This is a genomic window from Mycoplasma sp. 11548 (assembly GCF_055523555.1).
This window is the reverse complement of record NZ_JBVFVF010000001.1, coordinates 332,360-348,326: the sequence shown is the minus strand read 5'-3', so window position 1 is coordinate 348,326 and position 15,967 is coordinate 332,360. Positions and strand designations below refer to the sequence as shown.

General features: G+C 26.9%; 17 protein-coding genes. 8 read left to right on the top strand and 9 right to left on the bottom strand.

Going from position 1 to position 15,967, the window contains the following annotated elements; translation table 4 throughout:
- Positions 1-7: 7 nt before the first annotated feature.
- Entirely contained in the window at positions 8-1,822 is a 1,815-nt protein-coding gene (gene topA / locus AC0B4K_RS01440; RefSeq protein ID WP_465103509.1) for a type I DNA topoisomerase, read from the top strand.
- Between the two features lie 42 nt (positions 1,823-1,864).
- Here the strand turns inward: topA and AC0B4K_RS01435 are convergent, their stop codons facing one another.
- Positions 1,865-3,361, bottom strand: coding sequence for a DUF2130 domain-containing protein (locus AC0B4K_RS01435; RefSeq protein ID WP_465103508.1), 1,497 nt, complete (start codon positions 3,359-3,361; stop codon positions 1,865-1,867).
- A gap of 393 nt (positions 3,362-3,754) precedes the next feature.
- Between AC0B4K_RS01435 and AC0B4K_RS01430 the strand changes: the two genes are divergently transcribed.
- The 4 genes from AC0B4K_RS01430 to AC0B4K_RS01415 all read left to right on the top strand — a co-directional run bounded on the left by AC0B4K_RS01430 (position 3,755) and on the right by AC0B4K_RS01415 (position 7,110).
- Positions 3,755-4,630 (top strand): GIY-YIG nuclease family protein, encoded by an 876-nt coding sequence (locus AC0B4K_RS01430; protein ID WP_465103507.1) that lies wholly within the window; start codon positions 3,755-3,757, stop codon positions 4,628-4,630.
- A 473-nt stretch (positions 4,631-5,103) separates the two neighbouring features.
- Entirely contained in the window at positions 5,104-5,745 is a 642-nt protein-coding gene (locus AC0B4K_RS01425; protein WP_465103506.1) for a restriction endonuclease subunit S, read from the top strand.
- A 30-nt stretch (positions 5,746-5,775) separates the two neighbouring features.
- Positions 5,776-6,261, top strand: coding sequence for a hypothetical protein (locus AC0B4K_RS01420; RefSeq protein WP_465103505.1), 486 nt, complete (start codon positions 5,776-5,778; stop codon positions 6,259-6,261).
- A gap of 177 nt (positions 6,262-6,438) precedes the next feature.
- Complete coding sequence (locus AC0B4K_RS01415) at positions 6,439-7,110, top strand: tyrosine-type recombinase/integrase (RefSeq protein ID WP_465103504.1); 672 nt, start codon at positions 6,439-6,441, stop codon at positions 7,108-7,110.
- 130 nt (positions 7,111-7,240) lie between these two features.
- Here AC0B4K_RS01415 and AC0B4K_RS01410 read toward each other — a convergent pair whose 3' ends face one another.
- Positions 7,241-7,609: a restriction endonuclease subunit S gene (locus AC0B4K_RS01410; protein WP_465103503.1), complete on the bottom strand. Its 369-nt coding sequence runs from the start codon at positions 7,607-7,609 to the stop codon at positions 7,241-7,243.
- 192 nt (positions 7,610-7,801) lie between these two features.
- Complete coding sequence (locus tag AC0B4K_RS01405; protein ID WP_465103502.1) at positions 7,802-8,833, bottom strand: restriction endonuclease subunit S; 1,032 nt, start codon at positions 8,831-8,833, stop codon at positions 7,802-7,804.
- 3 nt (positions 8,834-8,836) lie between these two features.
- On the opposite strand from AC0B4K_RS01405, the gene AC0B4K_RS01400 reads away from it, so the two are divergent.
- Genes AC0B4K_RS01400 through AC0B4K_RS01390 form a run of 3 tightly spaced genes read left to right on the top strand, consistent with a single transcriptional unit; the run spans position 8,837 to position 10,252 of the window.
- Positions 8,837-9,319, top strand: coding sequence for a restriction endonuclease subunit S (locus AC0B4K_RS01400; protein ID WP_465103501.1), 483 nt, complete (start codon positions 8,837-8,839; stop codon positions 9,317-9,319).
- Positions 9,319-9,792 (top strand): restriction endonuclease subunit S, encoded by a 474-nt coding sequence (locus AC0B4K_RS01395; RefSeq protein ID WP_465103500.1) that lies wholly within the window; start codon positions 9,319-9,321, stop codon positions 9,790-9,792. The genes AC0B4K_RS01400 and AC0B4K_RS01395 overlap by 1 nt, the downstream gene beginning before the upstream one ends.
- 1 nt (position 9,793) lies before the next feature.
- Complete coding sequence (locus AC0B4K_RS01390; protein WP_465103499.1) at positions 9,794-10,252, top strand: restriction endonuclease subunit S; 459 nt, start codon at positions 9,794-9,796, stop codon at positions 10,250-10,252.
- On the opposite strand, the gene AC0B4K_RS01385 is transcribed toward AC0B4K_RS01390, so the two are convergent.
- From AC0B4K_RS01385 to rlmB, 6 genes are all read right to left on the bottom strand, one after another.
- On the bottom strand, positions 10,232-11,296 hold the full coding sequence (locus AC0B4K_RS01385) for an N-6 DNA methylase (RefSeq protein WP_465103498.1): 1,065 nt from the start codon (positions 11,294-11,296) through the stop codon (positions 10,232-10,234). The two genes, AC0B4K_RS01390 and AC0B4K_RS01385, sit on opposite strands and share 21 nt — an antisense overlap.
- Before the next feature lie 66 nt (positions 11,297-11,362).
- Complete coding sequence (locus AC0B4K_RS01380; protein ID WP_465103497.1) at positions 11,363-11,710, bottom strand: type I restriction-modification system subunit M N-terminal domain-containing protein; 348 nt, start codon at positions 11,708-11,710, stop codon at positions 11,363-11,365.
- A gap of 254 nt (positions 11,711-11,964) precedes the next feature.
- Positions 11,965-13,134 carry an IS30 family transposase gene (locus tag AC0B4K_RS01375; protein ID WP_465103496.1) on the bottom strand — a complete coding sequence of 390 codons (1,170 nt, stop codon included), beginning with the start codon at positions 13,132-13,134 and terminating at the stop codon, positions 11,965-11,967.
- 225 nt (positions 13,135-13,359) lie between these two features.
- The gene (locus AC0B4K_RS01370; protein ID WP_465103495.1) at positions 13,360-14,547 is read right to left on the bottom strand and encodes a phosphopentomutase; all 1,188 of its coding nucleotides are present in this window, start codon (positions 14,545-14,547) and stop codon (positions 13,360-13,362) included.
- 149 nt (positions 14,548-14,696) lie between these two features.
- On the bottom strand, positions 14,697-15,275 hold the full coding sequence (locus tag AC0B4K_RS01365; protein WP_465103087.1) for a hypothetical protein: 579 nt from the start codon (positions 15,273-15,275) through the stop codon (positions 14,697-14,699).
- Positions 15,268-15,966 carry a 23S rRNA (guanosine(2251)-2'-O)-methyltransferase RlmB gene (gene rlmB, locus AC0B4K_RS01360; RefSeq protein ID WP_465103494.1) on the bottom strand — a complete coding sequence of 233 codons (699 nt, stop codon included), beginning with the start codon at positions 15,964-15,966 and terminating at the stop codon, positions 15,268-15,270. The genes AC0B4K_RS01365 and rlmB overlap by 8 nt, the downstream gene beginning before the upstream one ends.
- Position 15,967 lies beyond the last annotated feature (1 nt).

The following is a 15,967-nucleotide window of genomic DNA, read 5'->3' as shown; positions in this document are numbered from 1 at the left end:
TTATAATATGAAAAATCTAGTTATAGTAGAGTCACCCAACAAAGTTTCCACAATTCAAAAATATCTTGGAAACGATTATAAAGTTATAGCATCTGTTGGTCATTTTTTAAAAATGAAAACAGACGGTCAATATAGTTTGGGAATTGATTTAGAGTCATGAGAACCAAAATATTCATTAGACCGCACTAAGACCAAAATAGTTAATGCAATTAAAAAGGAATTAAAAGATACTGATTTTGTATATATTGCAACCGATCCTGACCGCGAGGGGGAAGGTATTGGAAACCATTTAGTAAGTTATTTTAAAATTGAAAACTTCAAAAGAATAAAATATAATGAAATTACTAAAGATGCAATTTTAAAAGCAATACTAAATCCAGTTGATCTAAACCAAGGTTTAATTGATGCACAAAAATCGCGCCGCATGCTTGATCGCATTATTGGTTTCAGGCTGTCTAATTTAATGAAAGCTAAATTTAAAAATTCTCCTGGTATCCCAACAGCAGGGCGCGTACAATCTATTGCCCTTAAATTAGTTGTTGACCGTGAGCGTGAAATACAAAATTTTATACCTGAAGAATACTTTATGTTAAATGCTAAATTAGAAAATAATCCGCTTTTAACATATTATTATAATCCTAATAATCCATCTGATCGTAAGGGTTGAATTTTATCAAATGAAATAGATAAAATTAAGAAGCATTTTGAAACTGCACCTAAAACATTGCTCGTTGAAAATCTTACCGTATCCCAACGTAAAGTTAGTGCAATAAGTCCACTGAAACAAGCCGCATTATACAAGAAAAGTCCGTATTCTGCAGCATCAACCCAAGGGATTTTACAAAAACTATATGAAGGTTTTGGAAATGGTGGATTAATTACCTATCCGAGAACCGATAGTACACGTTTATCAAATGATTTTATAAATGCAGCCCAAAAGTATATTAAGCAAAAATGAGGCGATAAATATGTTGCTAAAGAAATTAAAGGTTTCAGTGGTGATCAAGACGCTCATGAAGCGATTAGACCTACTGATGTTTTCTTAACACCTGAAAAAGCAGCAAAAATGCACCCTGAATTAACTGAGTATGATTTAAAAATTTATAAACTAATTTATGATACAACACTCATGGCTTTAATAACTCAACCTATTAGGGAATCTAAGTTATATGAATTCTCTAATGATAAATATAATTTTAGACAATCATATTCTAAAATTATCTTTGATGGGTATTATGTAGTTACACAAAAAGAACAAGAACATATTGATCCAAATTATACAAAAGGTCAAATTGTAAATGTAGAAAAATTTAATTTTGAAGAACACGCTACAAAACCTGCTCCAAGATATAATGAAGGTTCCCTTATCGAAATGCTTGATTATATTAAAGTAGGCAGGCCATCAACTTTTGCTACTACTGTTAATTTAATTAAAGAACGTAAGTTTGTTAATAACGAATCATCACAACTAGTTCCAACCGAATTTGGTTTTGCAATTTGTGATTCATTAACTGATGTATTTTCAAATATTATTAACGAAAGTTATACAGCAAAAGTTGAAGAAGAATTAGATAAAATTGCTGATAAGCAATTGTCTAAAAACGACGTATTGCAAGATTTTTGAGATAAATTCCAAGAAGAATTTGCATATGCTTCACAAAAAATGAATGTTTATACATTTGAAACACCATCTATTAATCAAACATGTCCACAGTGCCAACAAGAACTATTAGTGCGTAATAACAAAAAAGGACAACAATTTATTGGCTGCACTGGATTTCCTAAATGTAAATATACAGCAAGTTACGAAGAGAATAAATAATATTAAAAAATGTTTAGGGTTATAAACCTTAAACATTTTTTGTTAGTCTTCGATAGGGTCAATTTCTTTGATATTTTCTAATTTACGACGGTTAAGTGAATCTAATTTTTCTAAGAAATCTTGTTTTTGGAATTTCTTTTCAAAAGCAGCTTCCATTTTCTTAATTGAAGTTCGTTCAATTTCGTCCATTTTTTCTTCAATTTTACGAGCTGATTTAATGATGTCTTCAGCTGCTACACCAATAACCTTTAAACGATCTTTTAATCTTTCAAAGTTCTTCTCAACTTCTTCTTCAAAGAATTTTTTAAATTCAAGTTTAATTGTTTCTTTATCCTTAAAATCTTTCAAATCAACATTTACTTTAGCCTTTGTTTCAAATAACAATCTAAGCATTCTAACTAGAGTGATAAAAGAACGATCCCTTACTACATAAATATTGTTATAACCTTGAACCATTTCAATAAAAATATCTTCATCTGGATTTAGTTCCGTAATTAAAATACCATAATCTGCATCATTATTGTAGGTATCTTTTGATAATTTTGAGTAAAATTCTTCGTTTTTTTTGGAACCTTTTTCACTAACTTTGGCTTTTATTTCTACAACTATTTTTCCAATTAAAATACGATCATAAGATTTTTTATCATAAAACTCAATAATTATATCTGGTTTTATTCCGTTTTTGGTTTGTGTTGCTTTATAAAAATTGATATGTTCATCAAAATTAAAGTTATTTTGCAATAAAGAGTGAATATAAGTTTCATAATCTTCGCCCGCTGCTTGAATGTGACCTAAAGAGCTACGTTTAATAGTTAACCCATTAATTTGATTTTTTAACGCTTCTATTTCTTTGTTTTTTTCTTGTAGATTTTTATCTAAGTTTTGGTTAGTATTTTTTAAAACTACTATTTCTTTTTCTTGGTCATTTAGTTGTTGCGATAATTCGTGCCTTACTTGCATTTCTTTATTTTTAAGTTTATCAACAGTTTGTAGTTCGAGATGTTTCTTTGCATCATTTATTTCATCTTTTTTAGATTGTTTTAATTCTTCTAATATCTTATTTAATGTTTTAATTTGGTGATCTTTTTCCGTTAGTTTAGTTTGTAAATTAATAGAGTTATTTTTTGCATTATTCAATTCTTCTTGTAATTTAATTTTTATTTCTTGCTCTTTTAATTTAAAGTTATTTTCTTGTTTATCTGCTCATTCTTTTTTTGCTAATTCAATTTTGTTTGGTATTATTTTGTTATAAAAATCATCTTTTTGGTCTGATAATTTTTTTTCATTACTTAATTTAAGATCATTATATTCTTGAGATTCTAATATGGATTTGGTATTTTCTGAAATAGCTTGCTGGTAAATTTTTTCTTTAGCCACTTTATCAATATTGTTAATTGCACTTGCTATATGTGATGAAATTATTTGGCTTTGCTCGTCTGTTAAACCTTTTAAACTAATATAATCACCTGGATTTGCATATTCTAATATTTCAAATTCCATTTTTGCAATATCTTTAATTTTAATATTTACTTTTTTCATTTAAACTCCTAACTTTGTTATACGTTAATTACTATTTTGTAATTAAAATTATATACTTAAATAAGTAGAATGTAAATTATTATTACATAATAATTTATTAGATTTGCTAAATTTTATATTTAAAATTTATTATTATACTTGCATTATCAAGTTTTTTAATTTTTTGTCTATATATATATATATATATATATTAAAATATATTTAAATTAATTAAATACTATAAATATTAAAAAGGTATATTTTGTCCCCCAAGATTATATTTAGTAAAATGGATGTAATCCTTATAATAAACATTCATTTTAACTTTTTTGTCTTCTTATATAATAGAAATTACAGAAATAACCTTAAATATTTAGTGTATAAATTATGTTTTATATTTTTGGAAGGATAAATATGAACTATGGTAAAAAAATAGAATTATTTTTAGTTGATGGTGACCCTAATGGTATTATTACAGCTGAAATATCAAATTGGACAGGAAAGGGAATTAAAATTCCAAGGGATAAATTACAAGGATTAAAACGAGCGGATTTAACTCACCCGGGTGTATATTTCTTGTTTTATGATAATAATAGTATTTACATCGGGGAAGCTGAAAATATTGAGAAATCTTTAAAAGAACATACATATGATAATAACGAAGATAAACCAATTAATACTTGAACAACTGCTTTAAGTTTTGTCAGTAAATATAAAACTGATTTAAATAAATCTTTGGTAAAATACCTAGAAAATGAATTAGTTTCAATTGCAAAAAGTAATAAACAATTTAATGTTTTAAACAAAAATACATATAAGAATACAAACCTTAGCGAAAGCGAAATATCATCAATGAATGAATTTCTTTATAACATTAAAATGTTAGTTAAAATATTGGGTTATTCTGTTTTAGATATTAATAAGAAAAATAACAAAAATTTACAAAATAATAACCATGACATTGAAGAAAAAAAACAAAGGTTATTTTATATAACAAATAGAAATTCAAACGCAATTGGGTATTGATCAAATAATGTGTTTACCGTCCTTAAAGGTTCAAGAATATCAGACACAACAACAAAATCATTTCCTAAACATTGTCAAAATGCATTAAAACTTAGAAATCAATTAATAAATGATGGAGTTATTGTAAATAATATTCTACTAAATGACTATAAATTTGCTTCACCTTCAGGTGCAGCCGATTTTGTGATAGGTAGCTCAAGCAATGGGTGAGAGGTTTGGAAAACTAAGCGCGGGATTAGTTTAAGTAAAATTGTAAAGAGATAATGAATTATATACATAATTAAAATAAGAATTTTTAAAGTGTCAAGTTTTTAACTTATAAGTTATGCACATTATGTCAAATAATTTTATGTATAATTATGTTTTATTATTTAATAACTACAATTTAATCTTTTTTAGTAAATTTATTAAATAACATTCTAACTTTGTAGACATGTAAAAGATATTTGGACAAAATCCGAATATTTTTTATTCATAATTGTTTAAATTTTATACTTAACTAAGTTGTGTATTATTCTCATAAATAATTTATACTATTTTTTTTAAATTATTAATTGGAAATGTCACATGCAAGTTTTTTGCATGTGACATTTCCAATTAATATCTTTTTCTTTTAGCATAATTGTAACTTTCTATATTATTTAGTGTAAGTAAAATTATATTTTTAATATTATAGGATTAGGTTATTTTTATATTAAATAGTTCTTATGTATTATATCAAAAAGAAGTGTAATGTTATGCAATGTAAGTATACATATCATATATGTAACAATATCTTGATAGTTAACACTATCGGCAGTGTTGATGATTTGATTGAATTTAACAATAAAATTATTGATAAATTAAAGATATATAGTGACTTAATTTATCAAGATTATTTAAACAGATCATATAATAATACTAGTGTAAAATTAGGTGATTATTGCGAAATAAAAACTGGAAAACTAAATGTTAATTCAGCTGTTGAAAACGGAAGGTATCCATTTTTCACTTGTGGTAGCGAATATTTATATATTAATAATTATGCATACGATTGTAAAGCAATAATTATATCTGGTAATGGTGTTATCACATGTAAATACTATGATGGTAAGTTTAATGCATATCAAAGAACTTATGTACTAACACCTAAAAAATACTTTTATTTATTCCTAAAATCATGTGAATTTGAGGTGAATAACTTAAATATTAATTCATCAGGTTCAGTTATAAAATTCATTACTAAATCAATGATTGAAAAAATATCAATTATACTAAATATTTATTCCTCAATAACTGATGATAGAATAGCTAAAATTTATAACTTGATATCCAAATATAAACAACAGAATATTAAATTACAAAATATAAAACAAAATTTATTAAATAAATACTTCTAGTTAATTAACACTATCGGCAGCGTTGATGATTTGATTGAGAATTATCAAGAAAGAATCAAGATAATATGTAAGATCTTATCAGTATCATTAATGCAATTTAGTGAAAAAACTTTTATTAAATACTATGATCCACAAATAATAAAATCTGGTATTGATAAATTTGTTAATACAAAAATTTATATTGATACTTCAAAAGTAGATGCTATAAATACTATATCAGGTGGTGATTTAATTACATATGAAAATAAACCATCACGAGCAAACATGACACCTATTAAAAATAGTGTTTGGTTTGCTAAAATGAGAGATTCAAATAAAAAAATAATTCTCACGGGTTATGATTTGGATATTGTTAAAAATTCGATCTTTTCAACTGGTTTTTTAGGTATTTATGAATCTACTAAATTGCCAATTTCACTATTATCAGCAATAATTATTTCAAATGATTTTAATATTCAAAGAGATTTAAATTCAGTAGGGACAACTATGGCGGAATCAATAACGAAACATTCTTAAAAATACTTGTACCAAAATTATCTGAAAATCAGATTGAAGAATATGATAAAAAATATAAATCATTTATTTATGAATTATCTTTACTAAGACAAAAGATAAATAAATTCAAACAAATAAAACAAAAATTATTAAATAAATATTTTTAAAATTTGGTACCTTCAATAGTGGAGGTACCAAATGAAAGATTTTAAAATATTTTTACTTCACCAAAATTTATCAAAAAATACAATTGATTCTTATCAATTTTCTTTAGATTTATACTTTAAATATTTTGATGAAATCACCAAACAAAATTTATTAGCTTTTAAAGCCCTTTTAGTTGATAACTATAAAGGCAAAACAGTAAATTTAAGAATTCAAGGTATCAACAAATACCTTGAATATATTAATAAAGAAAAACTAAAACTAAAATTTATTAAATTGCAACAAACTAGCTATCTTGAGAATGTTATTAGTGATGCTGATTATGAATTCTTAAAAAATAAATTACTTAAAGATCAAAATTATGAATTATATTTTATTGTAAGGTTTTTAGGTGCAACTGGAGCTAGGGTTTCAGAACTTATACAATTTAAATACGAAAATTTAAAACGAGGTTATATAGATTTATATACTAAATCAGGTAAAATAAGGAGAATTTTTATACCTAAGAAATTACGCATAAAAGCCATTGAGTATTATGATTCAGTTGATAGGGATGCTGGTTATTTGTTTCTTAACAAAACAAAGAAACAAATAACCACTAGAGGATTATCACATCAATTAAAAGTCTTGGCTAAAAAATATAAAATGAATTTAAATGTTGTTTATCCTCATTCCTTTCGTCACAGATTTGCTAAAACTTTTTAGAAAAAAGAAAAGATATATCCTTGTTAGCAGATCTCATGGGACATGAATCAATCGAAACAACAAGGATATATCTTAGAAAAACTAGCGAAGAACAACAAGCAATTATTGATAAAATTGTTGACTGGTAAATTTAGAAGTATTTATTTAGAAGATTAGCTTTTATTTGCTTTAAAATGTTAATCTTCTTTTTGTTTTGAATTATTTGCTTGAAATAACAGTTTAATATTTGTTTTTCTTTATTAGATACATTAGCATAAACTAAGAAATTTATTGATTTGGAAGCATGCTTTATTGTTGTTCCATATGTATGAATATCAATTATTTGTTTATTAATTTTGCTATTTATTTCAAAAAAGACTAAGCCTTTATCTTCATTAAGACAAATAAGTTTATATATACCAGAAGAATAGGCTCCAACTAGACCTATATTGTTTCGCCCTGGTGATCCATCAAAAGCTACAAGTATATCTTCAAAATTGGCATATGCGTAATTATCCAAAGTGTCAACAAATGTATTTCCCAAAGATTTTAAATCACCAACTCTAATGTAATTGATTTGTCCAGGGTTTTTAGTTTCACTATATTTAGAGGAACCAACCTCAAAACCTTTTTGAAACTGAACAATATTAGTTAGGGGATGTAATTTCTTGTTTTCATTTAAGTCATCAACAATACCGATATTCTTAATTAACTAGAAGTATTTATTTAATAAATGTTGTTTTATTTGTTTTAATTTTTCTATCTCGTTTTTTAATTTTAATTCGATATTTAAAATATTTTCCATACTTTCCTGATATTTAAGTAATATATCCTTACTTAATAATGGCATTTTTATACCAATAAATGTTTTTTCATTTAGAGATGGTCTAGTTGATGCTTGTGATGATAAATATAACAAGTCTTTTATTTTCTTTTGTGATAGAAAATCTCTAATATATTCTATTTCGTAAAAATTTTTAGGAATAATTTTAAGCAAAGCTACGTTAAATGCTCCTGCAATACCATGTCTAATGGCCCCCGCATCTCCATATTTATCCATCATAATATCAGAAATACTGCATAAATGATTTCTTTTTGAGATTGGAATATATGTAAGATGTGCATCTGAGCTATAATCTCTGTTCTGGATAAATCTTACATATCCTGGCATAAGTTCATATACATGTTGCTCCTTAGGTGGTTGGGCACCATTTTCTAATTCGATGTGTTCTAAAATATCTTCTTTTAAATTAGATAATGAAGCATATTTCATGAATTTAATTCTGCGATATTCTTTGATTTTTAATATTATTTCTTGCTTTTTCTCTATCAAATCATCAACACTGCCGATAGTGTTAACTATGTGTTGTTGGGTTTTGAAGTTAGGAACATTTACATTTATTTCATACAGTGATTTTCGTGTTATTGAAGGAACAGCCGAACCTTCAGAAAATTTATTTAAATCCATTAGTAATAAAAAATAATAAAGATACTTTGGAAGTATAACTGATGTTTTAATTTTTGTATAAAATAATGTATCAATTGTTCAAAATGGTCTATCAATGTAAAATACTTTGCTTATTGTTCCCTTACGGGGTATTAATACTGATTCTTTATCATATAGGTATTTTGAAGTATATCCAATTATTCCTCCAGTCCCTAAAATTGGTATTTCACTTGAATCAACTTCAACATTTTTTTGATCTTTTCCATAACAAATTTTTAATATTTCTTTTAGTTTCATAATATGAGAACTTATAAAATTAAGGAGATTGCACAAATTATCAATGGTTCAACCCCATCTGCTAAAAATAAAGCATATTGAAATGGTAATATTGTTTGAATAACTCCGTCAGATTTATCATCATTTAATGGCAAATATATTTATACATCCAATAAATTAATTACTAAAGAAGGTTATGATAGTTGTTCAACTACATTAGTTCCTAAAGGTACTGTTTTGCTTTCATCAAAAGCATCAATTGGCTATTTAGCTATTGCAGGGGTTGAACTTTGCACAAGCCAGGGATTTAAATCATTGACATGTAATCCAGGTCTACTTAATAACGAATATATGTATTATTGACTTTCGACAAAAATCGAATTTTTTAGTTCCATATCTAGTGGTGCTGTTATGAAAGAACTAACTACAAATATATTAGAAAACGTTGAAATAAAATTACCAAATTTAAATACCCAACAACACATAGTTAACATTCGAGGTATATAATGATTTATCAATTAAAAGATTTAGCAATAATTAGCAGAGGATCTCAACCATTCCCTGTTAGTAAATATCTTTCTAATACTGGATACCCGTGGTTAAAAATCGCTGACTTTAAACTTGGAGATAGAGTAGTTAATAATACACATGAATTTATAAAACATGAGGGTATTAATAAAACTAAACTTGTCCCTAAGGGTACTTTAGTTGTTTCAAGTTCTGGGACTCTAGGGATACCAATTTTTACTGGATCACAAATGTGTCTATATTCTGGTTTTATATATTTTGAAAAACTTTCAGATAAAATAATGCCCTTATATCTTTTTTATTATTTACTAAAACTAAGGCAAACACTCCAAACAAAAGGGACTGGTGCTGCTATTAAGCACTTGCAAATTAAAACATTTGAAAGCTTAAAAATAGACCTACCATCTATTGATAATCAAATTCACATAATTAACACTAATTGGAGTTATTAATATGAAATGTAAATTATCTGATATATCGATAATAACAATGGGACAATCACCTAAATCGTCTTCATATAATAGAATCCAAAATGGGCTGCCATTTTTGCAAGGAAGCACTACATTTGGTGATACATATCCTTATTTTGATGTTTGAACTAATGAATGGAATAAAGAGGCAGATATTGGTGATATCTTATTTTCTGTAAGGGCACCAGTTGGCCAATTAAATATATCTAATACTAAAATTGCTATTGGTAGAGGTATAGCCTCAATTAAACCAACAAAGGTATCATCAAAATATCTTTTCTACCTTCTTAAAGCTAACAGAAACAAATTCCTTACCTCTTCAACTGGCACAATCTTTGAATCTATAAACAAAGATGCACTATTTTCCATTCAATTGAATATACATTCTGATAATGAACGTAACCACATAGTTAACACTATCTTATTTAATCTCTTCTTCTAAAATCTCTTTAACTTTTTCTTCTAGTTCCATGCCCTCCTTCATTAGTTTTAACAATTCAGCAGATGCAACCTTTAGTTGCTGTTTAATCTCTTCAGGAGATAATTTATTTGATTCATCTGCTCCAACATATCGCCCAGGATTTAAACTATAATCCTGTGCGATTATTTCTTCCAGTGTTGCTTTTTTACAAAAACCTGGAAGATCTATTAAAGTATTAGACTTAAAGTCTTTATAGGCTTTAAGGATTTTATTTATATCATCATCTTCTAATACTCTAATTTTACGAGAAATTAGTTTACCCATTGCATCAGCATTAACAAATAAAATATCTTTATTTGTTTTATCTTTGTTTAAGATTCAACATTGCACTGAAATGCTGACATTGGCAAATAATTTATTAGGTAAAGCTAAGATTGCATCAATTTTACCAGATTCAATCATAGCTTTACGAATTTTATAATCATCTTGGGTATTAGACGTTGTTGCTCCATTAGGCATTAAGATTGCAGCTTTTCCTTTGGGTGAGAGTTTTGCATACATTAATGACAATCAAGCATAATTACCATTTTTTTCAGATGGTTTACCAAAGACTCAACGTGGATCTCCTTGCAGCGAAGGTTTTCAAAACTCTTTTAAGTTATATGGTGGATTAGCAATTATATAATCTGCTCGCAATGTTTTATGTAAATCATCGGTAAATGTATCACCATTACGATCACCAAGATTTCCTTCAAGTCCTCTAATGGCTAAATTCATTTTAGCCATTTTTCAGGTTCCAGGATTTGATTCTTGACCAAAGATTGAAATGTTATCAATTTTACCTTGATGTTCTTTAACAAACTTAGAACATTGTACAAACATTCCGCCTGAGCCACAACAAGGATCATAAACTCTACCTTTATAAGGTTCTAAAATATCAACCATTAGTTGAACAACTGATTTAGGGGTAAAAAATTCTCCACCTTTAGTTGGAATATATTTAGCAAAAGCACCAACATAATATTCATATACTTGCCCAAAAAAGTCCCCATCAGCATCTTCCATATTTAAATTATTAGTAAAAAAATCAACTAATTCACCTAAAGCAGTTTTATCTAAATCGCTTTTAGATTATGTTTTAGGCAAAATTCCTTTTAATTGGTTATTATTTTTCTCAAGTAAAATGAATGCATTATCAATTACTTGACCTAAATTATCTTGTTTGGAATGTGATGCTACATAACTTCACAATGATTCTTTAGGAACAATAAAAACGTGTTCAGCTGTATAATAATCTTCATCTTCTTCGCGTCCATCATTATACTTAATTAATTCATTATATTTAGCGATATATTTATCGCTAACGTATTTTAAAAATACTAGCCCTAAAACGATATTCTTATAATCAGCAGGATCAACTTTATCTCTTAGTTTTTCAGCTGCTTTTCATAAGATATCTTCATTTATTATTTGTGACATATTAAATACCTCCTTTTTATAATAATTTATATATTATACATTAAGAATTAAACTATATAAATATTAAATGTTTTTTAGAAAAGTCACTTGCGAGATATTAACAAAATAATTGCATTTTAATTTTAACATAAATTTTACATAAAAAATGTATGCGAAAACAGAAAACACGGCAGTGTTTTCTCGTCGGTTTTGCTTACTTTTGTCAAAAGTAAGGCCCCTTTGATTGCAATCAAAGGCGGGGGATTAAAAATTTCTTAGGTTATCTTATATTGCCGGACAACTTGTCGATAGTTATTTATTTTTTCCATCATATAATCAATTTCTTGCTGAGAGTATTTATCTAAGCTTTTTCCTTTGGGAATGTAATACCTAATTAAGCAGTGCATATTTTCTATTGAACCTTTTTGTCATGAACTATATGGTTGGCATTTAAATAATCTTTCAGTTGGAATGACCTGGTACAATAAGACATTTTCACTACCATTATCAACAGTTAAAGTTTTAATCTCTAAGTTGTGTTTCTTGATTAGTTTGATAGCTTTGGAGTTGCGTTTTGAGAGCATAGCATAAGACATTCTGGTTTGCCGTTCAATTATGGTCACAATACAATATGTATCATTGATTTTACCAATAACGGTGTCTAATTCAAAATGACCATGTTCAGAGCGATCATTAATATAAGCTGGACGTTTCGAAATTTCTGTAGCATATTTTAATGTTTTAGGTTTGGTTTGCTTATTCTTCCTTATGCCATATTTGCCTTCAGATTTTTTAACAATGTGGTCAAATTCAAGGAAATAAGGGTATTTTTTAATTATTTTATAAATTGTACTAGGTGAGGGAGCAAATTCATCAGGGGATAATTTTTTAAAAGAATTTACAAGATAGGTAACTGATTTCTTAACTTCTTTTTGCTGCAAATTCTTTTTATTTCTATTTTTATTGTATGTATTAAGCTCACTATACCAATATTTTCTGTAGTCCTTTCATTTCTCTTTAATTGTATCACTTACAAAAAAGAGTCGCGAAAACGAATAGCCTAATAAATGTTCGTATAGCTTTGCAAAATTAAGGGTTTTAACACGCATTACTCTTTTTGAACACTTAGGACAAACATAACGATTTTGTTTATCTAAACTCAATGCTTTGCGATTTGTAATAATTTGGATTTTACTTTTTATACTTCGAATGTCTCTATCAAAAATCTTGGCTACTTCTTGGATTGAGAAACCTTCAGAAAGTTCTTGTAAAATATTATAAAGTTGTTCTAGATCAATTTGATCTGATCGTAATTTTCGATGCGACTCAAGAGCTCCTTGCATTTTCAAGATAGTATTATGATTCTCTTCGATTTTAAAATGTTGATATTTATTTTCTTTTCGATATTTGTCAAAAACACAAATATATTTTTCTAAATTTTTCATATATTTTTAAAGTCTCCTTTATTTTTTGAAAAATTATTAATACAACTATTTTATTACATGGCAGACAAAAACAATGTCACATGCAAAAAACTTGCATGTGACATTTCCAATTAATAGTATTTAGCATACTTTTTATTGCAAACAAACAAAGTTTTTAGAATTAAATAAATATTAAAAACATGCAGTTATGATCACTGCATGTTTTATCAATATTCTAAATTTATTTTATATTAATTGATCAAAAATATCATCACCTGTTTCACTTACAATATCAACACCAAAGTTTCTGGCAACAATATTACCTAAGGTTCCTAACCCTTCAAAGTTAGGTATTACTTTTGGTTTAGTAAATGATTTTGAAAAAATAGTTGCTGGTAAAAATTCCCTAGTGTGGTTGAAACCTGGATAAAGCGGATCATTACCATGATCTGAAGTCATAATTAATAAATCATCTTCATTCATCGCATTAATTAATTTACCTAGTTTATCATCTAATGATGCAATATTTGATGCAAAGCCACGAACGTTTCTTCGATGACCATAATGTGAATCAAATTGTACTAAGTTTGTGAAAATAAATTTATTTTCACCGCCTTTTGTTGCTAAATCAATCGTAATGTCCATTCCATTAGCATCACCTTCACTTGGATAGTGTGTGCTAATTCCTTGCCCCACAAAAATGTCATTAATTTTACCAATTGAAATAACCTCAACACCTTTTTCTTGTAAACGGTTTAAAATCATTTCTTGTGGTTTATTTGCATAATCATGACGATTAAAAGTGCGGGTGAAATTACCAAAATCACCAACATATGGGCGAGCAATAATCCGCCCAACATTCCACTCAGGACGAGAAGAACAAATTTCCCGCGCTGCTTTAGCATATTTATATAAATTATCTAAACCAGTTCATTCTTCATGTGCACAAATTTGTAATACTGAATCATTTGAAGTATACACAATTATAGCACCACGTTCCTTTTCTTCATGAGCTAACTCGTTAATAATATCAGTTCCCGATGCAGATTTATTTCCCACAATTGGACGATTATCTCAAGCTTTTGATAAAGCTTCAATTAAATCTTCTGGGAAACCTGTTTCAGTAAAAGTAGGAAATGGTACTAAAGTTTTAATTCCCATCATTTCCCAGTGTCCAGCTAAGGTATCTTTTGCATTAGATACTTCTTGTACTTTAGCCATATATGCTAAAGGTTTTGATACATGGTAATTCCCATTTAAATCAGTAATATTACCAATTCCTAATTTTCTCCATGTATCTATTTTAAATTCTTCAACCATAGAAGCAGATCTAATTGTGTTTGCTCCATGATCACCAAAACTCTTTTGGTCACGGTCTGGTCCAATACCAAGTCCGTCTGTGACTATCATAAAAATTCTTTTAAATTTTGCCATAAAATCTCCTATATTAGATTAATAAAAAATATCACATTTGATATTTGTTAATATTATACTATTTTATTCAAATTTTATTGATAAATAATAAAGAAAGATAATGAAAAAGGCTTAATCATTATTAAGCCTTTATTATATTTTTCCCATGATTAGAAAAATGAATTATTGTTTAATTTGTTTTTTATTGCTTGTATCATTTCCTTTTGCTTTCAAGTTGAAAGTCTTGTGTTTTTAAAATTTATCTTATTCTTTAAAAATTCGTATTCATCTGCTGAAATATATTTTTTCATGTCATCAATCGTTTGACACGAACCATTTCAAATATCGTATTCACGTTTTAATTTAGAATTTAATTCATTTAAATTCAATTGGTTATAACTAACGTTTGATTCAAATTTATATTGTGAATTATAAAATTTATTAAAATAATTTTGGGTTTTTAATTTTAAAGTATTTCAAAACCAAGCTTCGTAATTATCAATATTTTGAAGCATATCTTGTGATAACATGTCTAAAAATACCATGAATAATTGATTTCTAATTTCATCTAGTTCAATATTATATTTACGGTATAATCAGTAAATTCTTCAAACTAAATTACGAATTCTTTCATAATATAAATTATCAAAACGATTAATCAAATTATTCGTTGTAATAAGTTTTTTGTCGTGTAACTTTAAAAGCGTTATAAATTCAGGACTTAACTTATTAATAAATATCTTATTCATTTTTAGCTAAATAATCAAAAAGCAAAATAGCAGTTGCTACTGATACATTTAATGATTGAACAGTTCCCTTTTGATCAATATAAACTTTAGAGTCACAAACTGATAAAACACTTTTTGAAACTCCTTCACCTTCATTACCAACTACAATAATAGTTGGACTATTATACTTAATTTGTGTGTGCGAGGTTGCACTTTTGTCTAATGCACTTGCATAACTTCAATAGCCAGTTTTCTTCAGTTTTGTAATTGTTGCCGATAAACTATTAACACGATAAAAATTTAAACCTACAAAACCACCAGAAGCTACCTTTAGTGCTGTAGAATTAATTGAAGCAGCATTTTCCTTTGGTAAAATAACATCTTTTACCCCAGCTGCATTTGCACTACGAATAATTGCTCCTAGATTATGAGGATCTTGTATTTTATCTAAGACTAAAACAATTTTAGGTTTATGTTTGATTAAAAACTCAAGATCACGATAGTTTAAGGATTCTAAGTAAGCAATAAATCCTTGGTGATTATCTTTGGTTAATTTATTAAGATAACTAACTTCTTTTACTTCAACATGAAAATTTTTATTGTTAAATAATTTTAAATTATCTTTATTACTAATTATAATTTTTGAAATTTTCATATTGCTCTTTATCGCATCAATAACTGAATTTTTCCCACACACTAATAATTCTCTCATA